Annotated in this window: 21 protein-coding genes; 14 read left to right on the forward strand and 7 right to left on the reverse strand. The window is 72.9% G+C overall.

Annotated elements, in window-relative coordinates; translation table 11 throughout:
* Window positions 1-209: 209 nt before the first annotated feature.
* Window positions 210-1,199, reverse strand: a complete 990-nt coding sequence (locus ACT3SP_RS03870; protein WP_444585928.1) for an ArsR/SmtB family transcription factor — start codon at window positions 1,197-1,199, stop codon at window positions 210-212.
* Window positions 1,200-1,280: 81 nt separating this feature from the next.
* On the opposite strand from ACT3SP_RS03870, the gene ACT3SP_RS03875 reads away from it, so the two are divergent.
* The 6 genes from ACT3SP_RS03875 (at window position 1,281) to ACT3SP_RS03900 (ending at window position 5,648) form a co-directional block, all read left to right on the forward strand.
* Entirely contained in the window at window positions 1,281-1,649 is a 369-nt protein-coding gene (locus ACT3SP_RS03875) for a cupin domain-containing protein (protein WP_444585929.1), read from the forward strand.
* A gap of 58 nt (window positions 1,650-1,707) precedes the next feature.
* Window positions 1,708-2,082, forward strand: a complete 375-nt coding sequence (locus ACT3SP_RS03880; RefSeq protein WP_444585930.1) for a YciI family protein — start codon at window positions 1,708-1,710, stop codon at window positions 2,080-2,082.
* Window positions 2,083-2,179: 97 nt separating this feature from the next.
* Window positions 2,180-3,118: a sigma-70 family RNA polymerase sigma factor gene (locus ACT3SP_RS03885; protein WP_444586185.1), complete on the forward strand. Its 939-nt coding sequence runs from the start codon at window positions 2,180-2,182 to the stop codon at window positions 3,116-3,118.
* Between the two features lie 82 nt (window positions 3,119-3,200).
* A complete protein-coding gene (locus tag ACT3SP_RS03890) occupies window positions 3,201-4,361 on the forward strand; it encodes an NAD(P)/FAD-dependent oxidoreductase (RefSeq protein WP_444585931.1) in 1,161 nt (386 codons plus the stop codon).
* Between the two features lie 55 nt (window positions 4,362-4,416).
* Window positions 4,417-4,767, forward strand: a complete 351-nt coding sequence (locus ACT3SP_RS03895; RefSeq protein WP_444585932.1) for an ArsR/SmtB family transcription factor — start codon at window positions 4,417-4,419, stop codon at window positions 4,765-4,767.
* Entirely contained in the window at window positions 4,764-5,648 is an 885-nt protein-coding gene (locus ACT3SP_RS03900; protein ID WP_444585933.1) for an SRPBCC family protein, read from the forward strand. The genes ACT3SP_RS03895 and ACT3SP_RS03900 overlap by 4 nt, the downstream gene beginning before the upstream one ends.
* Window positions 5,649-5,686: 38 nt before the next feature.
* On the opposite strand, the gene ACT3SP_RS03905 is transcribed toward ACT3SP_RS03900, so the two are convergent.
* Window positions 5,687-6,460: an ABC transporter ATP-binding protein gene (locus ACT3SP_RS03905; protein ID WP_444585934.1), complete on the reverse strand. Its 774-nt coding sequence runs from the start codon at window positions 6,458-6,460 to the stop codon at window positions 5,687-5,689.
* 5 nt (window positions 6,461-6,465) lie between these two features.
* Window positions 6,466-7,563, reverse strand: a complete 1,098-nt coding sequence (locus ACT3SP_RS03910) for an ABC transporter permease (RefSeq protein ID WP_444585935.1) — start codon at window positions 7,561-7,563, stop codon at window positions 6,466-6,468.
* A gap of 130 nt (window positions 7,564-7,693) precedes the next feature.
* On the opposite strand from ACT3SP_RS03910, the gene ACT3SP_RS03915 reads away from it, so the two are divergent.
* From ACT3SP_RS03915 to ACT3SP_RS03925, 3 genes are all read left to right on the forward strand, one after another.
* Entirely contained in the window at window positions 7,694-8,947 is a 1,254-nt protein-coding gene (locus ACT3SP_RS03915) for a sensor histidine kinase (protein WP_444585936.1), read from the forward strand.
* Complete coding sequence (locus ACT3SP_RS03920) at window positions 8,944-9,585, forward strand: response regulator (protein ID WP_444585937.1); 642 nt, start codon at window positions 8,944-8,946, stop codon at window positions 9,583-9,585. Before ACT3SP_RS03915 ends, ACT3SP_RS03920 begins: the two co-directional genes overlap by 4 nt.
* Before the next feature lie 135 nt (window positions 9,586-9,720).
* On the forward strand, window positions 9,721-11,220 hold the full coding sequence (locus ACT3SP_RS03925; protein ID WP_444585938.1) for an MFS transporter: 1,500 nt from the start codon (window positions 9,721-9,723) through the stop codon (window positions 11,218-11,220).
* Window positions 11,221-11,328: 108 nt separating this feature from the next.
* Here the strand turns inward: ACT3SP_RS03925 and pdxT are convergent, their stop codons facing one another.
* A complete protein-coding gene (pdxT, locus tag ACT3SP_RS03930) occupies window positions 11,329-11,934 on the reverse strand; it encodes a pyridoxal 5'-phosphate synthase glutaminase subunit PdxT (protein ID WP_444586186.1) in 606 nt (201 codons plus the stop codon).
* A complete protein-coding gene (gene pdxS / locus ACT3SP_RS03935) occupies window positions 11,928-12,830 on the reverse strand; it encodes a pyridoxal 5'-phosphate synthase lyase subunit PdxS (RefSeq protein WP_444586187.1) in 903 nt (300 codons plus the stop codon). The genes pdxT and pdxS overlap by 7 nt, the downstream gene beginning before the upstream one ends.
* A gap of 164 nt (window positions 12,831-12,994) precedes the next feature.
* Here pdxS and ACT3SP_RS03940 point away from each other — a divergent pair, with 164 nt between their 5' ends.
* The 5 genes from ACT3SP_RS03940 to ACT3SP_RS03960 all read left to right on the forward strand — a co-directional run bounded on the left by ACT3SP_RS03940 (window position 12,995) and on the right by ACT3SP_RS03960 (window position 20,332).
* Window positions 12,995-14,374, forward strand: a complete 1,380-nt coding sequence (locus ACT3SP_RS03940; RefSeq protein ID WP_444585939.1) for an aminotransferase class I/II-fold pyridoxal phosphate-dependent enzyme — start codon at window positions 12,995-12,997, stop codon at window positions 14,372-14,374.
* A 254-nt stretch (window positions 14,375-14,628) separates the two neighbouring features.
* Window positions 14,629-16,314 carry an ABC transporter substrate-binding protein gene (locus tag ACT3SP_RS03945; RefSeq protein ID WP_444585940.1) on the forward strand — a complete coding sequence of 562 codons (1,686 nt, stop codon included), beginning with the start codon at window positions 14,629-14,631 and terminating at the stop codon, window positions 16,312-16,314.
* A 10-nt stretch (window positions 16,315-16,324) separates the two neighbouring features.
* Complete coding sequence (locus ACT3SP_RS03950) at window positions 16,325-17,311, forward strand: ABC transporter permease (RefSeq protein ID WP_444585941.1); 987 nt, start codon at window positions 16,325-16,327, stop codon at window positions 17,309-17,311.
* Window positions 17,311-18,321, forward strand: a complete 1,011-nt coding sequence (locus ACT3SP_RS03955) for an ABC transporter permease (RefSeq protein WP_444585942.1) — start codon at window positions 17,311-17,313, stop codon at window positions 18,319-18,321. Before ACT3SP_RS03950 ends, ACT3SP_RS03955 begins: the two co-directional genes overlap by 1 nt.
* 1 nt (window position 18,322) lies before the next feature.
* Window positions 18,323-20,332 (forward strand): ABC transporter ATP-binding protein, encoded by a 2,010-nt coding sequence (locus ACT3SP_RS03960; protein WP_444585943.1) that lies wholly within the window; start codon window positions 18,323-18,325, stop codon window positions 20,330-20,332.
* On the opposite strand, the gene ACT3SP_RS03965 is transcribed toward ACT3SP_RS03960, so the two are convergent.
* Together ACT3SP_RS03965 and ACT3SP_RS03970 are read right to left on the reverse strand one after the other, a co-directional pair.
* Window positions 20,320-21,384, reverse strand: a complete 1,065-nt coding sequence (locus ACT3SP_RS03965) for an HD domain-containing protein (protein WP_444585944.1) — start codon at window positions 21,382-21,384, stop codon at window positions 20,320-20,322. The genes ACT3SP_RS03960 and ACT3SP_RS03965 overlap by 13 nt on opposite strands.
* 57 nt (window positions 21,385-21,441) lie before the next feature.
* Entirely contained in the window at window positions 21,442-23,835 is a 2,394-nt protein-coding gene (locus tag ACT3SP_RS03970; protein WP_444585945.1) for a beta-galactosidase, read from the reverse strand.
* Between the last annotated feature and the right edge of the window lie 135 nt (window positions 23,836-23,970).

Raw genomic sequence — 23,970 nt, forward strand, 5'->3', positions numbered from 1 at the left:
CTCCGGTCTGGTGACCCCCGGCGCCTGACCCCCGGCACCTGACCCGGGCGCTGAGTGCGCCGGGCCGGTCCTGTCACGGACGGGTCGATGATGAGGAGACCTGGCGATATCGCCGGCTCTCTTCGTCATCGGCCCGTCCGTGACGTCGTGCTGCGGACGGTGAGCGTCGCTGACCGGTGGGAACCGGGCCGGCGGACTGCCCGGGAGCCTCAGCCTCCGGCAGCCAGGGCCTCGCCCAACGGGGTGCGGGTGTGCAGCACGCTGCGTCCGCGGCGATGGCTGTCCACCAGGCCCGCCTCCCGCAGCACCGTCAGGTGGTGGGAGGCGGTGGAGAGCGAGACCTCCATCAGCGTCGCGCACTCGGAGGTCGACAGCGGCTGCTGCAGCTCGAGCACCAGATGCGCCCGGGCATGTCCCAACAAGGCGGTGAGGGCGGCGAGAGCGTCGTCCCCGCTGCGGAACCAGGCCTTCGAGACCCCGTGGACGGGGTAGAAGATCGTCGGCTGCGAGGGCCGCTCGGTGAGCACCGCGCAGCCGAGCGCAGGCATCGTGACCGATGGCACCAGCACCAGTCCGGTCCCGCCGCAATCCACGACCTCCTCGTGCGCGGTCATCGCCACCCGCACCACCTCACCCTCCCAGCTGACCGTCGAATGGAGGGTCGCGCCCATCTCTGCCAGGCCCGCATCGCTGCTGCGCCTGGCACGGACGGCGATATCCGCGCGCAGCAGGCGCAGCATCTGCGGCCAGACCGGCGACAGCAGCGCCTCCCAGACCTCCTCCCAGGCCGCGGCGATCCGTTCCCTCGACCGTTCGGGGGAGACGATCATCTCCTGCAGCTGCTGCTTCCGTGCGCCGGTGGCACGGTCCAGCATCTTGTGGAGATCCGTGCGGAGCCGCGCAGCAGGGACCTCGCGCAGGCGGGCCAACTCGTCCTGCGGGGTCATGTCCCCCGTTGGGGTCGCAGTGAGGAAGTCGGGCAGATACCCCCGAGGACCGCAGACGGAGGCCAGCAGGCGGAAAGCAGGGCTCGTCGCCACGGGCGGCAGGGTGCGGAACCACGCCCAGTGCAGGGGCACGACCTGTGGACGCAGCAGGGCCCGGATCGCATGCACGAGATCGTGCCCGGGGGAGATCCCGAAGCGGACCGCTGAGATGTCGCTGGACCCCAGGTGGAACTCCACGAATTTTCGATCCACGTCGAAAGGCTAGTCAGGGGGACGGCGACAGGGAAGGCTCGATCACCTCAGAGCTGTCCCCCGCCCGAAAGGCCCGGCACGATGAGCACGTCCGACACGACCCTGATCCCCCCGCCGATTCCTGGGGAGCAGATCCGCATCCCCGGGAGCCAGGTGCTGCGCTTCGAGGGCGAAGGGCACGGATCCTCGGTCTCCTTCTTCCTGGTCACCTGCGATCCCGGCCAGGGGCCGCGATTGCACCGACATCCCTACGACGAAACCTTCCACGTGCTCGACGGCGAGGCCCGACTCGTCGCGGGCGACGCCGTGCTCGCCCTGCATCCCGGGGACACCGCCATCGCCCCCGCGCGAGCCTGGCACCGGTTCACGGCCACCGGGGAGGACACCCTGCGGATCGTCTGCATCCATGCCTCACCCGTGATGATCCAGGAGGACGCCGAGGAGGAATGAGTCAGCCGATCCCCACCGCACGTCCCGCTCTGCCACCCCCTGCTCGAGGAGACACCCGATGCCGCAGTACTTCCTGACCCTCCCGCACGACAGCGCCGACGAGCCCACGATGGAGTCCATGCAGGAGATGGATCCCGCCGAGCTCGAGGCCGTGTTCGCTGCCGTCGACGCCTTCAACAGCGCCCTCCACGAGGACGGCGCATTCATCTCCGCCGGCGGTCTCATGCCGCCCTCGAGCGCCGTCACCGTCGACGCCAGCGGGGACTCCCCGACCCGGACTCCGGGCCCGTTCGTCCAGGCCGACGCCTACGTGGGCGGGTACTGGATCATCGAGGCCGCCGACGAGGAGTCCGCTCTGGGCTGGGCCGAGCGGGCCTCCGCCGCCCTGCAGGCCAGGATCGAGGTCCGGGCGCTGCAGGAGGCACCTCAGTGAGCTGAACCGTCCCGGCCCGGCCCTGCGATCGATGGCCGCCCGGGGCCTTCGACCACCGGTTCCCGCCCCGGCGCGCCGTAGGCTCGACCCCGTGACGATGTCGGTGCAGGACCTCGCGACCTTCGAGGACGCCCGCCCGCGCCTCGGCGCGCTCGCCTATCGACTGCTCGGCACCGCGGCCGAGGCGGAGGACGCCGTCCAGGAGGCCTACCTGCGCTGGGACGCCGCGGAGCGCACCCTCATCGAGAACCCGCCGGCCTGGCTCACCCGCGTGCTCACCAACCTGTGCCTGAACCAGCTGGACTCCGCCCGGGCCCGCCGCGAGACCTCGGTGGGGCAGTGGCTGCCCGAACCCCTGCTCGACGGCGATCCCCTGCTCGGGCCCGCCGAGACCGTCGCGCAGCGTGACGCGGTGTCCCTCGCGATGCTCGGCCTGCTCGAGATCCTGCCCCCGCGCGAACGTGCCGTCTTCGTGCTCCGGGAGGCCTTCTCCCACTCCCACGCCGAGATCGCCGAGATCCTCGGCACCAGCGAGTCCGGCAGCCAGCAGGCTCTCGCGAGAGCCCGACGGCATCTGAGCGAGGGTCGGCGACGGCGAGCCGTCGACCCCGCGACCTCCCACGCCGTGGCCCGGGAGTTCCTCGAGGCCGCCGTGGGCGGGGATCTCGAGCGTCTGGTCGCCGTGCTCGCTGAGGAGGCGACCTCCCGGGCCGACGGCGGCGGCACCTTCCCCGCGGCGCGCCGCCCGATCCGCGGCGGCCAGGCCGTCGCCACCTACCTGCGCGGGATCTTCCGGCGGACCCCGGCGACGTCACGGTTCGTCGCAGGCCCGGTCGAGGTCCACGCGGCCGACGTCAACCGCGCCCCCGCCCTGCTGGTCACGACCCAGGGACGCCTCCTCGGCGTGATCGCCCTCGAGCTCGAGGGCGAGCGCGTCCGCCACGTGCGCATCCAGCTCGACCCCGCGAAGCTCGCGAGGATCGGCGCGGACTGGGCCGGGCGCGAGCACTCGGAACCGCTCGCGCGGATGTGGTGACCAGGCTCACGTCATGGATCGCGGGGCTGCGCGGTCGGAGAGGGACACCCCCGTACGCCTCACATCCCCGCAGGAGATGCTCATGACGCACCGCATCCTCGTTCTCGGCGCCGGCTACGCCGGAGCCGTCGCCACCGGCACCCTCGCCCGCCGGCTCCACCCCGACGACACTGAGATCACACTGGTCAACGCCGTGCCCGACGTCGTCGAACGCGTGCGGATGCACCAACTCGCCGTCGGCCACACCCTGCGCCACCGCCCGCTCGCGAGGATGTTCGACCGCACGCACGTGCGCGTGGTGATCGACCGCGTCACCGGGATCGACGTGACCGCGAAGCAGGTCACGCTCGCCGGAGGCGAGCTGCTCGGCTACGACGAGCTGGTGCTCGCCCTCGGCAGCGGCCCGGCTGCGCCGGCCGCGGAGATCACGGGGGAGACGGTCCGCTCCGTCGGGAGCCGGGACGAGGCCCAGCGACTGCGCAGCGACCTGGCCGCCCTGCCCCCGGGGCGCCGGGTGAGCGTCGTCGGCGCAGGGCTGACCGGACTGGAGGCCGTCACCGAGATCGCCGAATCCCGCCCGGACCTCGTGCTGACCCTCCATACCGGCGGCAGCGTCGGCACCGGGTTCTCCCCGCGGGGCCGGCGGCACCTGCGCGGCGTGCTCACCCGGCTCGGCATCGAGGTGTGTGAGGGGGAGCGCATCGAGAGCGTGGACGGTGAGAGCGTGCGCACCGCCGGCGGCACCGGTCGCGCGGCCGACCTGGTGGTGTGGACGGGAGGTTTCGTCCCCAGCCCGCTCGTGGAGGCCAGCGGGCTCGAGAGCCACGCGGACGGCCGTGCGCTCGTCGACCGCTCCCTGCGGTCCCTCTCCCATCCCGAGGTCCTCTCCGTGGGGGATGCGGCCCGGGCCCGCGGCCCGGGCGGCGCGCCCCTGCGGATGTCCTGCGCCTCCGGGATCCCGATGGGCTGGCAGGCGGCGGAGACCCTGGTCGCCGAGCTCCACGGCCGCACCGCGCCGACGGTGCCGATCGGCTACGTCACGCAGTGCCTGAGCCTCGGGCGGCGCGACGGTGTGATCCAGCCCGTCCACCCCGACGACACCGCACGGCGCACCGCGCTGACCGGCCGGGCCGCCGCTCTCACGAAGGAGCAGGTGTGCCGGGGTGCGGCCTGGTCGGCGGGGCATCCCACCCTGGGTCTTCCTGTGCCGGCGCGGGCGGTCGAGGGCCGGGAGGAGGGATGAGATCCGCCCTGTATATGTCTTGACGGGTATATGCCGGAGCGGGTAGACACAGGGTATGCCCACCGCTGCTCCGCCGCCAGCGCCCACCGCCGTGCACACCGCGCTCTCCCTGCCCCTGCGCCGGGAGATCCTCGAGGTGCTGCGCGACGGCTCTGCGACCGTCGGCGAGATCATCGAGCGCACCGGCGCGGCCCAGGCGAGCATCTCGAAGCAGCTGCGCGTGCTGCGCGAGGCCGGATTCGTGCAGGTCACGGTCGATGCGCAGCGTCGCTGGTACAGCCTGCGGCCCGAGCCCTTCACCGAGCTCGCGGACTGGCTGGAGCCCTACCGCTGGCTGTGGGAGGACAGGCTCGACCGGCTCGGCGAGCGACTGGACCGGATGCAGGACGACGAGGAGAGACGATGACCACCCCCGATCCCCGGATCCGCCGCGACGGCCCCCGCCCGGACGTCATCGTCCAGCGGCTCTTCCCCCATCCCCTCGACCGGGTCTGGCGCGCGGTGACCGAGGCCGAGCACCTCGCCACCTGGTTCCCCGGTGCCCCCGAGTTCGACCTGCGCGTCGGGGGTCGGGTGCACTTCCACGAGTTCGCGGACGATCCCGCCGAGTTCGGGGAGGTGCTCGACATCGACCCGCCGCACCTGCTGCGCTTCACCTGGGACACCGACGTGGTCACCCTCGAGCTCACCGCCCAGGGCGACGGCACCCTCCTCGTGCTCACCAACGCGCTCGAGGACGGCCCGGCCGCCGCGAGCGTCGCCACCGGCTGGGAGGCCTGCCTTGAGATCCTCGCGGACCTCGTCGCCGGCCGCACCCCCACCGAGCCGGATCCGCGCTACGCCCGTCACGAGGAGCTCGCCCGCGCCTTCGACCTCGGCCGGCCCGAGGTCGCTGAGAGCGCCGAGGGCTGGTCAGGGCGCTTCGAGCGCCAGCTGGTGTGCGAGCCGCAGGTCGCCTGGGAGCTGTTCCTCGGCGGCGCCGCGGAGCCCGAGGTGACCCATCCCGTGCCGGCCGTGGGGGAGGAGCTGCGCGCACCGCGGGCCCCCGACGTCGTGCTCGGCAGCGTCACCGAGGTCGAGGCGCCGCGACTGCTGGCCTTCGACACCGCTCCCGGCGAGCCCGGGGACCACGTGCGCTTCGAGCTCGTCGAGGGCACCGGGCACGGTGCGCGCATGGTGCTCACGGTGCGCGGCGCCGATCCCGCCGAGCGGGACGCGGCGCTCGAGCAGTGGGGCCTCGGAGCGGTCGACGCGATCGCCGCGGCCGCGCTGGTGGCGATGTCCTGACGCCGGGCCGTCGGGACCCCGCCGGCCCGGGCCCGGGATCAGAGCGCCGAGGGCTGCACGCGGCCGTCGCGCAGGGCGATCACGCGGTCGGCGTCCTCGGCGAACTCCTCGTCGTGCGTGACCATCACGGTCGCGACCGACATCTCCCGGGTGATCCCCACCAGCAGGTCCACCACGGAGCGGGAGCGCTCGTGGTCCAGGGCGCTGGTCGGCTCGTCGACCAGCAGCACCGCCGGATCGGTGAACAGGGCGCGGGCGATGTTGACCCGCTGGCGCTGACCTCCGGAGAGCTCGTGGGGCCGACGGTCCGCGTACTGCCCCATCCCGACCCGCTCGAGCAGCGCGTCGGCGCGCTCGCGCTCGGCGCGCAGGCGGCGTCCGCGCAGACCGGCCAGATGCTTCGTGACCAGCAGCTGGTCCCTCACTCGCAGAGCGGGCAGCAGGTTCGGCTGCTGGAAGACGACGCTGATGCGTTCGCGGCGCATCACGGTGCGGCCCTTCTCGTCGAGGTCCGTGAGGTCCGTGCCGTCGATGAGGACCCGGCCGGAGTCGGGGACCACCAGACCGGCGGCGACGCTCAGCAGCGTGGACTTCCCCGAACCGGAGGGGCCGAGGATCACCGCGAACTCGCCGCGGTCCACGGCCAGGTGGGCCTCGTGCAGCACGGTGGTGGTGCGCGGGGTGCCGTCGGGATGACGGCCGTCCGGGTAGCTGACGCTCACGCCGTCGATCTCGAGGGCGGGACGCTCGGTGCGGGCGGTGCGGGCGGTGCGGGCGGTGCGGGTGGTGGCAGTGGTGGACGTGGTGGTCATGATGGTCAGTTCCCTCCGAGGGCGAGCAGCGGATCGACGCGGGTGACGCGCCGGGTGGCGAGGACGGAGCCGAGCAGACCGATCACCAGCACGCCGGCGACGGGCACCAGCACGGTCACGGCCGAGGACTCGAACGGGGCGACGACGGCCAGGGCCGCGCCGCCGAGGCCGCCGACGAGCCCGCCGACGGCGGCGCCGACGCTCAGCAGGATCGCGGCCTGGCCGACCGTGTCCCGCAGGACGTACCGGGCGGTCGCGCCGAGGGCGCGCAGCACCGCGATGTCGCGGGTGCGCTGGATGGTCCACACGGACAGGAATGCGACCGTGACCAGGGCGGAGATCCCGTAGAGGAATCCCTGGATGAGGGTCAGCGAACCGTTCTCCGAGGAGTAGGACGGCAGCGCCTGCAGGGACTCGGAGACGCTCACGGCGCGGGTGCCGGACTCCGTGGCGGCCGTCTCGACGGCGGCGTCGGCGGCCGCTGCGTCGTCGCCGGTCTCCCGCACCAGCAGGGCGGAGCCGGCGGTGTCCTCGGCCTGGTGGGCCAGGGCGCGGAAGGTGTCGACGTGCACGTAGCCGACGGGGGAGTGGGAGTACCACTGGGCGGGCACGGTGCCGGCGACGGTGAGCTCCTGGCCGTTGACCGTGACGGTGTCCCCGGTGGTGACGCCGAGGTCCTCGGCGATGTCCTCGGGGAGCATCGCCTCGCCCTCGGCGGGCGCGGCCGGCAGGTCCGAGGCGACCTCGCCGTCGGGCGCGATGCCGAACAGGGCCAGCGAGGTCACGGCGCCGTCGGCCGTGGTGGTCTCGATCCGCATCTGGCCGACGGACAGCGGCTCGGTCGCGATCCCGTCGGCGTCCTGCCAGACCGCGGCCTGGTCGGTGGAGACCTGGGAGTCGGACCAGGAGATCTCGTCTCCCAGGGTGGGGGTGAGGACGACGGCGTCGGCCGGCAGCGCCTCGATGGCGGAGATGTTCTGGTGGGCGAGGCCGCGGGTGAGCCCGGTCAGCAGCACCAGCAGCAGGGTGAGCAGGGCGATCACACCGATCATCAGTGCGAAGCGTCCCTTGGCGTGGACGATGTCTTTCAGTGCGACGAACATGACTCCATGTCACCGCGGATCGCGGCGGCGTACATCGACCGCCGCGGGCCCTCTCCCGCACCGGAAGGACTGCTCCGCACCGGACCTTTCGGACGATGCCGCGCACCTTCTGCGCGCCTACAGTGGCGGGGTGACCCCCGACCGCGCCTCCGCCTCCCCGGACGTCGCCGCAGAGGGCGACACCGCGACCGCCCTCGCCACGACCCTGCGCGGGGCGATGCATGCGGCGTTCCTGGTGCTGCCCGTCATCGGCGCGGTGCGGGCGATCACCGCCGACGGGGCCGCCCCCGCCCTCGCGATCGCCGCCGCCGCGGTGCTCGCCGGGATCTACCTGCTGGGCTCGCAGCGTGCCCTGCGGCGCGGCGCCGCGGGACGGTCCGCGGCGACGGACCTGCTGCTGCCGGCCGGTCCCTGGGTGATCGCCCTGACGCTGGCCTGGATGGCGACCACCGTCGTCTCCGCCTCCTTCGTGTGGATCGCCTTCCCGCTGTTCTTCCTGGTCCTGTTCGCGATGGGCCGGGTGATGGGGCCCCTGGCCCTCGCCGTGGTCGCGCTGTGGGCGGTGGCCGCGCCCCTGCTCGAGGACGAGCAGAGCGTGCTCGGCATCGGGGAGATCCTCGGGCCGCTGGTCGGAGCCGTGTTCTCGCTCATCGCCCATGCCGTCTACCGCCGGCTGCTGCACGAGACGGACCGCACCCGGCAGCTGGTGGCCCAGCTGCAGGCCGCCCAGAGCGAGCTCGCCGACTCCGAGCGGCGCAAGGGCATCGCCGAGGAGCGCCAGCGTCTCGCCCAGGACATCCACGACACGCTCGCCCAGGGCCTGAACTCCATCGTCATGCTGAGCCGCGGGGCCGGGGTCGCCCACCCGTCGGCCGCCGTCGAGTTCTCCCGCATCGAGGACACCGCCCGGGAGAACCTCGCCGATGCCCGCCGCCTGGTGCGCGACCTCGCCGACAGCGCCCCCGAGACCACCCTGGAGCAGGCGCTGCGCACGGTCCTGGCCCGCGCGGAGGCGCTCGACGAGCGGCCCCGCTGGGAGCTGCGCACGGACGGCACCGCCTACGAGCTCGCCCCCGAGCAGGTCGAGACGCTCCACCGCGCCGCGCAGTCCCTGGTCGCGAACGTGCAGCGGCACGCCGAGGCGACACGCTGCGTGCTCACGCTGGCCTGGTGGCCGGACCGGGTGAGCCTGGACGTGGTGGACGACGGGCGCGGCTTCGACCCCGCCGCGACCCACCGCACCGGCGACGGGGGTGACGGGCTGCGGCTGCTGCGCGCGCGCCTGGACCGCGCCGGGGGTAGCGTGGCGATCGACTCGTCCCCGGGGGAGGGCACCACCGTGGGCCTCACCCTGCCGACCCGCACGCTGGAGGAGCACCCATGAGCATCCGACTCATGATGGTCGACGACCACCCGGTGGTCCGGGCCGGGCTGCGGGCCCTGCTCGAGGCCGACGAGGAGGTCGAGGTGGTCGCCGAGGTCGCCTCCGGCACCCGGGCCCTGCAGGAGCTCGACGAGCTCGCCGCCTCCCCCGACGGGGTGCCCGATCTGGTGCTGATGGACCTCAACCTCGGCGAGGGGATCGGCGGGATCGAGACCACCCGCGCCCTGCGCGAACGCCACCCGGGCGTGCAGGTGCTGGCGGTCACCACCTTCGACGCCGAGGCGGACATCGTCGGGGCGCTCGAGGCCGGCGCCACGGGCTACGTGCTCAAGGACTCGCCCACCGAGGCGCTGCTCGCGGCGGTGCGCGAGGCCGCCGCCGGCCGCAGCGTGCTCTCCCCCGAGGTGCAGCAGCGCCTGGTGCGACGCATGACCGACCCCCGCACCGCCCTGTCCCCGCGGGAGACGGAGATCCTCGAGGTCCTCGCCACCGGCGCCACCAACCGCGAGGCCGCCAAACGGCTGTTCATCTCCGAGTCCACGGTGAAGACCCACCTCGTCCACCTCTACGAGAAGCTCGGCGTGGAGAGCCGTACCGCCGCGCTCCGCGTGGCGCGGGAGCGTCGGCTCATCCGCTGAGCCGTTCTGCTGAGCCGTTCTGCTGAGCGGTTCTGCTGAGCCGTTCCGCTGTGCCGTACTGCTGCGCCGTTCGGTCGATCGCATCCGTCGGGCAGCGCTTGACCTCAAGGGAGCTTGAGGTCGTTGACTGCCTCCATGACCCCCACCTCCCCTCCCGAGGGACCGCCGACGGACGGCCCGCCGCGCCCCTCGGACCTCGCCGCAGAGCAGGACGGCGCTGTGCAGGACGGCGCCGTGCAGGCCCGAACGGAGCAGGACCGTGTGCGGCTGTGGACCCGCGCGACGACGCCGTTCATCCTCAGCGCCCTCGCCCTGATGTCCTTCATCGCGATCGAGGCCTTCGCCGTGACGACCGTGCTCCCGGTCGCCATGGCCGACCTCGAGGCGACCTCCTGGTACTCCTTCGCCTTCGCCGCGACGATCGCCACCGCCCTGGTCGGAATGGTGGTGGGAGGGACCTGGTCGGACCGCAGCGGGCCCCTGCCCCCGCTCCTCGCCGGCGGCACCCTCTTCCTGCTCGGACTCGCCCTGTGCGCCCTCGCCCCGGGGCCGTCCGTGTTCATCCTCGGCCGGGCCCTGCAGGGAGTCGGCGGCGGCATCGACTCCGTGGTCCTGTACGTGATGATCGCCCGCACCATCCCCGCCCCCGCGCGGCCGGCCATGTTCGGTCTGCTGACCACCGCCTGGCTCCTGCCCTCGCTGCTGGGACCCGTCGGCGCCGGCCTGCTCGCCCAGCTCACCACCTGGCGGACGGTGTTCGCGGCGATCCTCGCGGGGTCGGCGCTCGCTCTCGCCGGCCTCCTGCGCACCGCGCGCACCGCTCCGGCCGACGACGCGGACGGGTCGGCCGACGGTGCGTCCCGGATCCTCGGGCGGCCGGGCCTGCTCGCCCTGGCCGCGTCCGGCCTGCTGCTGGTCCTGCACGTCATGTCCCGGCTCCCGGGACTGCTCGCCCCCGTCGTGGTGCTGGGAGGGCTGGTCGCGCTGGTCCCCGTGGCGCGCGGCCTGCTCCCCCCAGGCACCCTGCACCTGCGCGGTCCCGCCCAGCAGATGGTGGTGCTGCGCGCGGGATTCGGTGTGCTCTCCGTGGTCACGAACGCCTATCTCACGCTCTACCTGCAATCCCAGCGCGGGCTGACCCCGACCGCCGCCGGGCTCATCCTGGCTGCGGGAGCGGGCGGGTGGGCCTTCGGCGCATGGCTGCAGGCCCGTTGGCCCAGCTCGCTGAGCGAGCACCGTCGGCAGATCCTCCGGGCGGCCCCGCTCGTCGCCCTCGGCCCGCTCGCCGCGCTGCTGCTCACGCTCCATCTGGTCCCCGTCGGCGTGATCGTCCCCGCCAGCGTGCTCCTCGGCATGGGGATGGGCATCGCCTCCTCCCGCACCTCGACGGCGACCCTCGATCTCGCTCCGGTGCGCGAGCAGGGCGCCTACAGCTCCGCCCTGCAGTCCGGGGAGAGCATGGCCGTCGCCGCCGCGACCGCCGTGATGGCGACGGTGCTGGCGCTTCGCGGCGGCGACGAGAGCGCCTACGTGCTCGTGTACCTCGCACTGACCGCGGTGGCGGGGCTGCTGATCCTGCTGGCCTTCCGCACGCGGGGCGCCGGCGCCGCGGGGGAGCACCTCCCCGACGCCTGACGGACGTCGGGCGATCGGGGCACGACGACGACCAGCAGGCGTGAGCTCCACCAGCTGACCGCCCCGTACTCGCTCGCCTCACGACAGCGGCGGACGGCGGGAAGACCCTCAGCGCTGCCTCACGAGCTCCAGGAACAGCTCGTGGAAGCGGGTCTCGCCGGTGGACTCGGGATGGAAGGCGAGCCCCAGCACGCGCCCCTGACGTGCGGCGACGACGCGGCCGTCGGGCAGCGCCGCCAGGGGCCGGGCCGCGGGGCCGAGCTCGTCGACGAGCGGGGCCCGGATGAACGCGGCCCGCACCGGCGGCCCCTCGAGCGCGGGCACCACCAGATCGGTCTCGAAGGACTCGCTCTGCCGTCCGAAGGCGTTGCGGCGCACGGTCACGTCGAGCCCGCCGAGGGTCTCCTGGCCCGGCCCGCCGTCCTGCAGGCGCTCGGCCAGCAGGATCAGGCCCGCGCACGTGCCCAGCACCGGCAGACCGCCCGCGATCGCCTCGCGCAGCGGCTGCTGCAGACCGGTGAGGCGCGCGAGGCGGTCGATCACCGTCGACTCCCCGCCCGGCAGCACCAGGGCGTCGAGGCCCTCGAGCTCTCCCGGGCGGCGCACGGAGGAGACGTGGGCACCGAGCCCCTCGAGCAGGCGGGCGTGCTCGCGCACATCGCCCTGCAGGGCGAGGACGCCGACGTGCGGGCCCGTCCCGCCCGTGCTCACCAGCCGCGCTCGGCGAGACGGTGCGGGGCGGGGAGGTCGGCGACGTTGATCCCGACCATCGCCTCGCCGAGACCGCGCGAGACCTCCGCGATCACGGCGGGGTCGTCGTGGAAGGTGGTCGCGCGCACGATCGCGGCGGCGCGCTCGGACGGGTTGCCGGACTTGAAGATCCCGGAGCCGACGAACACCCCGTCGGCCCCCAGCTGCATCATCATCGCCGCATCGGCGGGGGTCGCGACGCCGCCGGCGGTGAACAGCACCACCGGCAGCTCGCCGGTCTCGGCGACCTCCTTGACCAGGGCGTACGGGGCCTGGAGCTCCTTGGCGGCGAGGTAGAGCTCGTCCTCGCTCTTCGCCGCGAGAGCCCGGATCTCGGCGGTGATGGTGCGGATGTGCCTGGTCGCCTCGGAGACGTCCCCGGTGCCGGCCTCACCCTTGGAGCGGATCATCGCGGCCCCCTCGGTGATGCGGCGCAGGGCCTCGCCGAGGTTGGTCGCGCCGCACACGAAGGGCACGGTGAAGCGGTGCTTGTCGATGTGGTGGACGTAGTCGGCGGGGGAGAGCACCTCGGACTCGTCGACGTAGTCGACGCTCAGCTCCTGCAGCACCTGCGCCTCGACGAAGTGGCCGATGCGGGCCTTGGCCATCACCGGGATGGAGACGGACTCGATGATCCCGTCGATCATGTCCGGGTCGCTCATGCGGGAGACCCCGCCCTGGGCGCGGATGTCCGCCGGGACGCGCTCGAGGGCCATGACGGCGACCGCGCCGGCGTCCTCGGCGATCTTCGCCTGCTCGGCGGTGACGACGTCCATGATGACGCCGCCCTTGAGCATCTCGGCGAGTCCGCGCTTGACGGTGCCGGTGCCGGTGGCGGGGGAGGTGCTGGCGGTGTCGATGCTGTTCACAGGGTGGTTCCTTCGTCGCTCGCGCGGCGCGGGCCGGCGGCATCGGACGCCGCGACCCTCCCTGCACCACTTTGATCTAGGCCAAAAGGTAGCACGGTGCGCGGAGGGGGTCACGAGTCGTTCGCGCGAGCTCGTCCCGCCGTAGACTCGAGCGCGTGGAGACCCCCTCGGCCGCGCGGATCACCGGCACCACCGCCGTCGAGATCTCCGCGAGCGTGCGCATGCTCGTCGAGCGCGGCGAACTCGCCCCCGGCGAGCTGCTCCCGCCCGTGCGCGCCCTCGCCGAGCACCTCGGCGTCAACCGCAACACCGCGGTGGCCGCCTACCGGCGCCTGGCGCGCGACGGCGCCGTGATCGCCCAGGGCCGCGCCGGGACCCGCGTCGCCGGGCGGCAGGCCCTGGCGCAGGAGGGCTTCGCCGACGCCTCCGCCCTGACCCACCGCGCCCCCGGCGTTCCCGCGGGAACGCTCCGCGACCTCGGCACCGGGAATCCCGACCCCGCCCTCATCCCCGATCTCGCCCCCGCGCTCGCCGGCGCCGTCGGCCGCCCCGTGCTCTACGGCGAACCCGTCGTCGACCCCGACTTCGAGGCCTGGGTGCGGGAGTGGGTCGCGCCCGACGCACCCGCGCGGGACGCCTCCCGTCTGACCCTGACCAGCGGTGCCGTCGACGCGATCGAGCGGCTCCTCGACCAGGCCCTCGTGCGCGACGACGCCGTGGCGCTGGAGGACCCCTGCTTCCTGGCGAGCATCCAGACCGTCCGCCACGCGGGCTACCGGGCCCTGCCCGTGGCCGTCGACGAGGACGGGATGACGGCCCACGGCCTGCGGGCCGCGCTCGAGGCCGGGGCCCGGGCCGTGGTCCTCACCCCTCGCGCCCAGAACCCCACCGGCGCCTCCCTCGGCCCGCGACGGGCGCGCGAGCTGCAGGAGGTGCTCGCCGCGCACCCGTACGTGCTGGTCGTGCTCGACGACTACTACTCCTTCCTGTCGCGCCGGCCTTTCCGCTCCCCGCTCCCGCCCGGGCACCGGCGCTGGGCGCTGGTGCGCTCGGTCTCGAAGTTCCTCGGTCCCGACCTGTGCCTCGCCGTCACCGCGACCGATGCGGAGACCGCGGACCGCCTCGCGCTGCGGCTCAGCCCCGGCACCACCTGGGTCAGCCACCTCCTGCAGCGTCTGGCGAACGGTGTGCTCACCGACCGCGCGTCGCGGGACCTCATCGACCGGGCGGGGGAGCACTACGCCGCCCGGAACCGGGAGGTCGCCTCCCTGCTGACCGCGCGAGGGATCCCCGTCGCGCCCGCCGACGGGATGAGCCTGTGGGTGCCGCTGCCCTGTCCCGCGACGCCGGTCGCCGACGGCCTCGCCCGGCGCGGCTGGCTCGTGCGCACCGGGGACGAGTTCCGCCTCGAGAGGACCGGCGATCCCTCGCACCATCTGCGGCTCACCGTCCACGACCTCGACGAACAGGAGTCGCAGACCCTCGTCGAGGACCTCGCCGCGGCGGTCGGGGACGTCGTCCGCCCGGGCGACTGAGCCCGACGCTCCGGCCCGTCGCTCCTCGCGGCGGTTCCCCGCCGCGCCCCGCCCTCGCGGCGGCGTCCCCCGTCGTCCGCCCGCCGATGTAAGCGTTGACACACGAGATGTAAGCGCTAACATGGGGCCTCATCGACCGGAGAGCGACGCCGCTCACCGAGGACGGGGCCCCGCTCCGCACCGATGACCCGCACCCGAGCCGAGCGTGCGAGCACCCCGCCCATGGACGCCGGGCACGACCCCAGGAGCACTCGATGAAGAGAAGGACCCTCCTCACCACCGGACCGCTGGCCGCGGCCCTCGTCGCCGGAGGCGCCTCCTGCTCCGGGCAGATCAGCACCGGTCAGGGCGGCGGCGGAGGCGATGCCGGGGACGGCACCACCATCCCGCAGCTGGTCTTCCCCTCGGAGGTCGCCGAGAACGTCGCGGGCATCAAGAACTTCAACCCCATGTCCCCCAACGCCACCACCCGCACCTACTTCTACGAGCCGCTGATGATCCGCAGCTCGATGAACTGCGAGATCGTGCCGTGGCTGGCGACCGAGTACGAATGGACCTCGGAGACCACCCTCGTGTTCACGATCCGCGACGGCGTCACCTGGTCCGACGGGGAGCCGCTGACCGCACAGGACGTGGTGTTCACCCTCATGATGAAGAAGGAGTTCCCGGGCGCGGACGACATCGGCCTGTGGAACGAGACCTTCGGCGCCCCCGCCGAGTCCGTGACCGCCGAGGGCAGCGTCGTCACGATCGAGTTCTCCGGCCTCGCCGCCGCGAAGTTCGACTCGCTGATCACTGCGAAGATCCTTCCCCAGCACGCCTGGGGCGACGTCGGCGACCCCGTCGAGCACGTCGACGAGGAGCCCGTGGGCACCGGACCCTTCACCGTCGACTCCTACAACGGGCGCCGCCTGGTGCTCGCCCGCCGCGAGGACTACTGGCAGGCGGACCAGGTCAAGGTCGAGGAGCTCGTGCTCGAGGGCAACTACGACGCCACCAACGCGGCGCTCAAGCTCGCCGCCGGCGAGCTCGACGCGTACTGGGGCGAGATCCCGAACCCCGAGCAGGCCTTCGCCTCGAAGGACCCCGAGCACAACCAGTACTGGTACGCCCCCGCCGGCGCGAGCGTGCTCACCTACAACCTCACCGAGGCGCCCTTTGACGACGTCGCCTTCCGCGAGGCCATCAGCCAGGGCATCGACAAGGACGAGATCAGCGCGAAGGCCACCTACGGCGTCATGGCCCCTGCCTCCCAGACCGGCCTGAAGCTGCCCTACGCCGAGAACCTGCTGCCCGAGGCCTATGCCGATCAGGACACCGTGATCCCCTTCGACGTCGCCAAGGCCGAGCAGATGCTCGATGCGGCCGGCTACACCAAGGGCGCCGACGGCTTCCGCACCCTGCCCGACGGCACCGCCTTCGCCCCCCGCTTCACGGTGCAGGCCGGCTGGATCGACTACCAGGCCGCCGCCGACGTCATCGTGCGCAACCTGCGGGACATGGGCATCGACGCGAGCGTGCAGACCTCTCCGCCCGAGGCCGTCGACCAGAACAAGAAGGACGGCGACTTCGACATGCTGCTGGAGTACCTCCACGGAGGCTGCGAGGTGGCCCGCAACCTCGGCTCCAAGCTGGCCTCCGACCAGATCCCCACGAAGGACACGGTGTTCGCGAACGTGGGCCGCTGGACCGACGACGACACCGACGCGATCGTCGCCGAGCTCTCCGGGGAGACCGACCCCGAGGCGCAGAAGGAGCTCACCGGCGAGCTGGTGGACGTGATGATGACCCAGTACCCGGTCACCGCCCTGTTCTACGCCCCCGCCCGGATGATCTACCGCACCGACAAGGCGGAGGGCTGGCCCACGGAGGAGGACCCCTACGGCACCAACTCCGAGATGCTCATGATCATGACCCGCCTGGTCCCGCCGAGCGCCTGAGAGGTCGGCGATGAAGTACTTCGCCCGCAGGATCGGCTACTTCCTGCTCACGCTCTGGGCCGCGGTGACCCTCAACTTCCTCATCCCCCGGCTGCAGCCGGGCGATCCCGCGGAGCTGATGATCCGGCAGCTCTCGGGCCGCGACAGCGAGATCGACCCCGCCCGCATCGAGGCGATGCGGGTGATGCTCGGCCAGCCCGACGGGAACCTGTTCGAGCAGTACCTCGCCTATCTCGGGCAGCTGCTCCGCGGGGACTTCGGGTACTCCTACACCTACTTCCCCGCGGAGGTCACCGACGTCATCGGCCGCGCCCTGCTGTGGACGCTGATCCTGGTGGGCGTCACCCTGGTGCTGTCCTTCCTCATCGGCACCGTGCTGGGCGCCTTCGCCGCCTGGTGGCGCAACTCCTGGTTCGACTCGATCGTCACCCTGGGATCCACGTTCGTGGGCACCCTGCAGTCCTTCTGGGTCGCGCTGCTGCTGCTGTTCGTCTTCGGCTTCGTGCTGGGATGGTTCCCCACCTCGGGCGGCTACGAGGCCGCGATCCCGGGCCTGAACACGGAGTTCGTGCTCGAGGCCGTCACCCACTCGATCCTGCCGGCCACGGTGCTCATGCTGCTGGGTCCGGTGGGCTGGGTGCTCGGGATGCGCAACACCATGATCCTGAACCTCGGCGAGGACTACATCCGCCTCGCCCGCGCCAAGGGCGTGCCGGACAAGCAGGTCGCGCTGCGCTACGCCGCCCGCAATGCGCTGCTGCCCTCGATCACGGGGCTCGCGATGGCGCTCGGCGGGATCCTCGGCGGGCAGATCCTCATCGAGGTCACCTTCGACTACCCGGGCCTCGGCCGGCTCATGCAGCAGGCCGCGACCAACAAGGACTACCCGCTGCTGCAGGCGCTGCTGCTGTTCACGATCGTCGGCACCCTCATCGCCAACCTGGTCGCGGACATGCTCTACGGCGTCCTGGACCCCCGAGCACGGAAGGCGAGCTGATGACGCCCGACGACCCCCAGGACCCGCAGCAGGACCCGCAGCACGGCCGGCAGCAGGACCAGCAGATCCCGCCCGCGGCGCGGCCCGCCTCCGCGGTGGCCGATCCGGCGCTCATCGAGCAGCTCACCGTGGCCGAGTCCGTCGAGACCGGCAAGCGCGACCACGGCCCCTCCTGGTTCCAGATCATCTGGGCCTCGAAGAAGGCCCGGGCCGGCATGGTGCTGCTGGTGCTGTACGTGCTGATCGCCCTGTTCGCGCCGTGGCTCGCCCCGTACCGCGGCAACGACACCTCCTTCATGCCGGTGCTGCTGCCCAGCGCCGAGCACTGGTTCGGCACCACCACCCAGGGCGCGGACATCTTCAGCCAGCTGCTCTGGGGGACCCGGGTCTCGCTGATCGTGGGTCTGTTCGGCGGCCTGTTCGCGACCGTCGTCGGCCTGATCGTCGGCCTCACCTCCGGATACCTCGAGGGGACCTGGGTGGACGACGTGCTCTCCCTGATCACCAACGTCGCCCTGGTGGTGCCCACCCTGCCGCTGATCATCACCCTCATGGCGTACTCCGAGGTGCGCAGCATCTGGTTCACGATCCTGATCATCGGCATCATCTCCTGGGCCGGTGCCGCCCGCTCGAAGCGCTCGCTGATCATCACCCTGCGCAACCGCGACTTCGTCACCGCCGCGAAGTTCGCCGGCGACCGCACCCCCACCATCATCTTCCGCGAGATCCTCCCGCAGATGACCTCCCTGACCGCCGCGGGGTTCTTCGGCGCGGCCACCGGAGCGATCGGCGCCGAGGCGGGGCTGAGCTTCCTCGGGCTCGGCAACACCGAGTCGGTGTCCTGGGGGACCATGCTCTACCAGGCCCAGCTCCAGGGCGCTCTCGCGCAGGGGCTGTGGGTGTGGCTGCTGGTCCCCGGTCTGGCGCTGTCCGGCCTGATCATGGCGCTGACGCTGATCAACTTCGGGATCGACCTGATCTCCAACCCGCACCTGCGAGAGGACGCCTGAGATGGACAGCGAGAATCCGGTGGCCGCTCCCGCTCCCCGGGCCGCGCCCGCTGCGGGGGCAGAGCCCGCTGCGGGGGCAGAGCCCGTCCTCGAGGTGCGCGACCTGACCGTCCGTTACGAGCCGCGCCTGCACCCTGCCCTGAACGCCGTCGAGGGCGTCTCCTTCGACATCCGACCCGGCGAGTTCGTGGGCCTGATCGGCGAGTCCGGCTCCGGCAAGTCCACGCTCGGCACCGCGATCCTGCGCCTGACCGAACGGCCCGGCCGGATCACCGGCGGGAGCATCCGCTTCGACGGCATGGACATCACCGAGATGAGCCAGGAGAAGATCCGCCCCTACCGCTGGCGCGACGTCTCCACCGTCTTCCAGTCCTCGATGAACGCCCTGAACCCGGTGGTGCGGGTCGAGGACCAGTTCCGCGACGCCATCGAGCTGCACACCCCGCGTCGCGGCGCGCAGGTCACCGCGCGGATCCGGGAGATGTTCGACCTCGTCCTCATCGACCACCGCTTCATCCGCGCCTACCCCCATGAACTCTCCGGCGGCATGAAGCAGCGCGTGAACCTCGCGCTCGCCCTGGTCAACGACCCCAAGCTCGTGCTGCTCGACGAGCCGACCACGGGCCTGGACGTGGTGGTGCAGCGCTCGATCCTCGAAGGCGTGCGGACGCTGCAGGCCGAGCAGGGCTTCGCGGTGCTGTTCATCAGCCACGACATCGGCACCGTGATGGACCTGTCGGACCGCATCCTGGTGATGTACGCCGGGCGGATCGTCGAGGAGCACGACACCGACGACCTGCTGCGCGAGCCGCTGCACCCGTACACCAAGGGACTGCTCGGCTCCTACGGCGACCCCCGGCAGGAGACGGTGCGGATCACCTACGTGCCCGGCCGCCCTCCGGACCTCTCCCAGCCGCTGGAGGGCTGCCCCTTCGCGCCGCGCTGCCCCGAGAGGATCGAGCGGTGCACCACCGAGGCGCCGCGGCTGCTCGAGATGCCGACCCTGCGCACGGACGACGCCGTCACCGGACTGCGTCTGGACGCCCAGGGCACCTGGGAGCCGCCCCGGGCCGCCTGTCATGTCGCCCGCCTGCAGCGCGAGGCGCCCGAGACCGCCGGGCTGCCGCCGCGGACCGTCCGCTTCGCCGGTCCGGCCTTCGAGAAGTCGGTCGAGGAGACCGAGGAGGCGTTCTCCGCCGAGGTGTTCCTCGAGGTCGACTCGGTGACCAAGGTCTTCCACTCCCGCCAGGGCTTCCGGCAGACCCGGACCCTCGCCGTGGACGACGTCAGCTTCCAGCTGCGCCGCGGGATGGTGACCGCACTGGTGGGCCAGTCCGGCTCCGGCAAGTCGACCCTGGCCCGCCTCATCACCGGTGTGGACGCTCCCACCTCCGGCAGCATCCGCTTCCACGCCCGGGACGGGGAGATCGACGTCGGCTCCCTCGGGGGCGGGCGGCTGCGCGCCTACCGCGCCCTGGTCCAGATGGTGTTCCAGGATCCGTACTCCTCGCTGAACCCCAACAAGACCCTCGAGTACATCCTGTCCCGGCCGCTGAAGAACCACCGCTCGATGGGGCGTGCCGAGCTCGGGACCGCGATCGACGAGCTGCTCGAGCGGGTGGCGCTGACGCCGGCCCGCCGCTATCGCAGTCGCCACGCCTTCGAGCTCTCCGGCGGCCAGCGCCAGCGTGTGGTGATCGCCCGCGCGCTCGCCGCCGATCCGGAGCTGATCATCGCCGACGAGCCGATCTCGAGCCTGGACGTGTCGATCCGCGCCGAGGTGCTCGAGCTGCTGCAGCGCCTGGTCGCCGACTCCGACGTGGGCATCCTCTACATCACCCACGACCTGCTCTCGGCACGCATGCTGGCCGACGACGTGATCGTGCTGAACCAGGGGCGGGTGGTCGAGCACGGCCAGGCGCTGGACGTCATCCGCTCGCCGAAGGACGAGTACACGCAGCTGCTGCTGGACGCGATCCCGAACCCCTTCGCCGACCTCTACAAGGGGTAGGAGCGCACGATGCGGCAACGGAGGGGGAGCGCCTCCTCGAGGGCCTCCACCCGGTCGTCCGTGATCGGCTCGCCGTCGACCCCTGGCAGCGACAGGTAGCCCCGTGCGATCGCGTGGTCGAGCACCTCGTCATCGGCGTCCCCGGCCGCCGTCCCGGGCTCCACGAGGCGCCAGGCCCCGGGTACGCGACGGAGGAGCTCCGCTCGGTCCCGGGTGGTGGGGGCGCGCAGCAGGACGGACCAGAGCTCGTCGTCGGTCAGGGCCGCCAGCCGCGACGGGGAGATGTCCGCGGCGGGGTCGGCGAGGGCATCGACGACGAGGCTGCGGAGCACCGCGACGGGGACGATGTCGGGGGCGGAGCGCTGGGCCCGCGCCTCCGCGACGACGAGGCGGACGAGCTCGGCCGCGGTGCTTGCGGTGGTGTGCACGGCGCCGTCGAGGAGACGGCAGTCGGCGAGGATCCTCCAGGGCGGGATGACGGTCCGGCCGTGGGCCTGGCCGCTGCGGACGAAGGAGTCGAGGTGATCGAGCTTCATGAGCCCGGGCGCCGGGCTCAGCGGTGAGGGCACCTCGCCCGTATCGAGGGCGACCACCCGCTCCGCCGTGATCCCGTGGCGCTCCAGCACGGGGGCCAGCTCGTGGACCCGGGTGCGGCCGATCGTGTGATGGTCGAGCCCGGCGATGCCCTCCAGGGTGTGGCTGTAGGGCAGGTGCCCCACGTCGTGGAGGAGAGCGGCCGCCCGCGCCTCGTGATCCTGCGGGCGGAAGTGGGCGACGAGGGCCAGGGTGCCCAGCGAGTGCTCGAGGCGCGAATAGCCCTGCGTGGTCGTGAGGGAGGCCGCTCCGGCATGGGACACGTGGGCGAGGCGCCGCACCCACCACGTCTCCAGCAGCTCGCGCTCGAGCGGGGTCAGCCGGGTCCGCAGACGCCAGACGGGGTCGCTCCACACCCCGTCGAGGCCCAGGGTGTCGGCGCTGAGGGTGTCGGCGTGGAAGGAGGCGGCAGGGAGGGAGCCGGCAGGGAAGGCGTCGGCGGCGTCGGCGGTGTGCACGGGACCTCCTGGTTCGAGCGCGGCTCCGGCAGGGCCGCTGTCCGCAGAGGCCGCGGGTCAGCGCGTGCGCTCGACGAGCAGCCGCACGGGGCCCGCGGAGGTGACCACGGTACGACCTCCGTGGGCCGTCACGCGGGCGTCCCCGCCCTCTGCCCGCACGGCGGCGGTGGTCCCGAGCACCACCCGCAGCGCGTCCGCGGCCGGAGCACCGAAGGCCAGGATCCCGTCGGACGCCTCGATGACCTCCGCGTTCGCCTCCAGGACGGGCACCCCGCCCATCGCCAGCCCGCGGGCGAGCAGGTACCCGGTGTGCGGTGCGGGGCGGAGCAGGACCTCCTCGCCGTCCAGCACGATCCGCACCTCGGGCCGATGGCCGGTCACGTTCAGCACGTGCAGCACCCGGCCGCCCTCCGGGTCCCGGGTCGAGGTCGCGAACACCCCTGGCACCGAGCTGCCGAGCTCCAGGCCGCGGCGGGCGCCGAGGCGGTCCAGAAGATGGCCGAACAGGCCCGGGTGCGAGGGCAGGCCCGCCGCGAGCAGCACCGCCCGGCCGGCTCCCACCGCCGCCTCGATCCCGCAGACGGTGCCGTCCAGGGCCTCCAGCACCGTGCTCGCCCCCTCGGCGCGAAGCTCCTGCAACCAGCTCACCCGGGTCTCCCCGAGCGCCTCGGGCGCGGTGACGCAGGAGACCGACGGGAAGAAGTGCGGGCTGTCGCGCACGAGCGGCCCGGCCTGCGCCCCGAGCGCGTCGGCGAGGATCCGGCAGGGCGCGCCCTCGAGGTCCTTCTCGGGCAGCAGGCCCAGCATCAGCAGGGATCCGCCGCCGCGGAGGTGATCCACGAGGTTCTGCTGCACGGCCGGATCGAGGTGGGCGGAGCTCGCGAGCATCAGCACGCGCCGCGGTGAGCCGTCCGGTCGCGGGCGCATCGAACGCACGTCGACCGCGTCGAAGCGGTGCCCGCGCAGCAGGGCGCTGCGCGCGAGGGCCTTGCGCTGCCCCGCGCCGCGGTGGGCGCGGAGGTCCTCGACGATCTCGGTCATCACCGCGCTGCCCGGGTGGGCGTACTCGGTGGCGTAGGAGTCGAGGACGAACGCGAGGGAGAGGTCGTCGAGCTCCTCGACGCCGGAGGCGAGATGCCGCTCGTGCAGCAGCAGCTGATGGACCCCGGCCCGCAGCGGGGCGAAGGTGGGGGACTCCTGGCCCTCGGGGCCGATCGGGGCGGCGAAGCCGTGGCGGCGACCGGTGGAGGAGATCCTGTCGTTGCCGTCGCCGACGGGTTCGTCGAGCGGCGGATTGATGCCGCCGGCCAGCAGATAGTAGTTCAGCAGCCGGTTGCCCTGGGCCGCGAACAGGCGGGACTTGAGATCCGCCGTGGAGGGCTCGCTCATCCGCTCCAGCCCGTCGCCGTAGTCCCCCGAGCCGGCCTCGAACTCGAGGGAGGTCAGCGGCTGGTCGTCGTCGTGCACCGCCTGCTGGAGGGCGTTGAGGACGTACAGGTCCGGGGTGGTGTCCAGGGTCATGTCCCCCACGTAGTGGTCCGAGCCGGAGAGCCGGCCGGCGCGGCCCGAGTAGGTCTCCACCAGCTGGCTGATGCCGATCGGGAAGGACTCCGCGCTGCCGCCGCTGGTGCCGTGAATGTTGATCAGCAGCGGCACCCCCTCCACGCCGTGGCGGGCGGCGCTCGCCGCGAGCTCGTCGACGTAGCGGGCGAACCGGTCGCGCATGAACTGCGTGAGGTCGTGCCGCAGCGCGCCGGCCCAGGCCTCCTCGGGCGAGCGGACCGAGAGCGCCCAGGCGTGCTCGTCCTCCTCCAGCGCCGGATAGGTGCGGGCGGCGTCCTCCCGGTGCGCACGGATCCATCCGCGCAGGTCCGTCAGGAGGTGGTCGGTGAGGTCGGGGGAGTTCGAGACCCAGGCCAGCATGCCGATCTCGTTGTCGAGCTGGACGGCGATGACCGGGCCGCCGCGGGTGATCAGGCGTGCGGCGAGCACCGGCATGACCGCGGCGTACCAGCGCTCGACCTCCGCGAGGAAGGCGGGGGCGAGGTAGTCGACGCTCGAGGTGGGGGCCGGCGTCCCGTCCCAGCCCGCGGGCACGATCTCGGGATGCTCCCGGTGGATCCGGTGGGGGAGGCCCTCGTTCTTCAGCTCCGCCATCTGGAAGGGGCCGGGCCGGGCGATGAACCACAGTCCCCGCGCGGCGCACAGGTCGATGAACGCCCCGAGGTCGCGGTCGGCGCGGGTGGCGCCGTCGAGGTCCAGCGTCCCGTCGGGCAGCTCGTGCACGATCCAGGGGATGTAGCTGGCCACGGCGGTGCAGCCGACGTCCATCAGCTGGTCGAGGCGTCGCTCCCACAGCTCGCGCGGGGTGCGGAAGTAGTGGACCTCCCCGGCGATGACCAGACGGGGCTCGCCGTCGATGAGGATCCGGCGCCGGGCGATGTCGATCATGGGTCCGCTCTCGTGACGGGGCGGCCGGACAGGAGGGCGTCGATGCCCGGCGGGACGTGGGATCCCATGTAAGCGGTTCCACCGCGGGAGTGCAAGGGCAGGGCGCAGTCCGAGTCGGCGCGAGGGGAGGGCCGG

Origin of the sequence: Brachybacterium sp. AOP43-C2-M15 (assembly GCF_052446295.1) — a bacterium.
In the GTDB taxonomy this organism is placed as follows: domain Bacteria; phylum Actinomycetota; class Actinomycetes; order Actinomycetales; family Dermabacteraceae; genus Brachybacterium.

Coding starts and splice junctions, on each gene's coding strand:
- ACT3SP_RS03875 (WP_444585929.1), top strand. CDS start 1,281: ATGAGCACGTCCGACACGACCCTGATCCCCCCGCCGATTCCTGGGGAG.
- ACT3SP_RS03880 (WP_444585930.1), top strand. CDS start 1,708: ATGCCGCAGTACTTCCTGACCCTCCCGCACGACAGCGCCGACGAGCCC.
- ACT3SP_RS03885 (WP_444586185.1), top strand. CDS start 2,180: ATGTCGGTGCAGGACCTCGCGACCTTCGAGGACGCCCGCCCGCGCCTC.
- ACT3SP_RS03890 (WP_444585931.1), top strand. CDS start 3,201: ATGACGCACCGCATCCTCGTTCTCGGCGCCGGCTACGCCGGAGCCGTC.
- ACT3SP_RS03895 (WP_444585932.1), top strand. CDS start 4,417: ATGCCCACCGCTGCTCCGCCGCCAGCGCCCACCGCCGTGCACACCGCG.
- ACT3SP_RS03900 (WP_444585933.1), top strand. CDS start 4,764: ATGACCACCCCCGATCCCCGGATCCGCCGCGACGGCCCCCGCCCGGAC.
- ACT3SP_RS03905 (WP_444585934.1), bottom strand. CDS start 6,460: ATGACCACCACGTCCACCACTGCCACCACCCGCACCGCCCGCACCGCC.
- ACT3SP_RS03910 (WP_444585935.1), bottom strand. CDS start 7,563: ATGTTCGTCGCACTGAAAGACATCGTCCACGCCAAGGGACGCTTCGCA.
- ACT3SP_RS03920 (WP_444585937.1), top strand. CDS start 8,944: ATGAGCATCCGACTCATGATGGTCGACGACCACCCGGTGGTCCGGGCC.
- ACT3SP_RS03925 (WP_444585938.1), top strand. CDS start 9,721: ATGACCCCCACCTCCCCTCCCGAGGGACCGCCGACGGACGGCCCGCCG.
- ACT3SP_RS03945 (WP_444585940.1), top strand. CDS start 14,629: ATGAAGAGAAGGACCCTCCTCACCACCGGACCGCTGGCCGCGGCCCTC.
- ACT3SP_RS03950 (WP_444585941.1), top strand. CDS start 16,325: ATGAAGTACTTCGCCCGCAGGATCGGCTACTTCCTGCTCACGCTCTGG.
- ACT3SP_RS03955 (WP_444585942.1), top strand. CDS start 17,311: ATGACGCCCGACGACCCCCAGGACCCGCAGCAGGACCCGCAGCACGGC.
- ACT3SP_RS03960 (WP_444585943.1), top strand. CDS start 18,323: ATGGACAGCGAGAATCCGGTGGCCGCTCCCGCTCCCCGGGCCGCGCCC.
- ACT3SP_RS03970 (WP_444585945.1), bottom strand. CDS start 23,835: ATGATCGACATCGCCCGGCGCCGGATCCTCATCGACGGCGAGCCCCGT.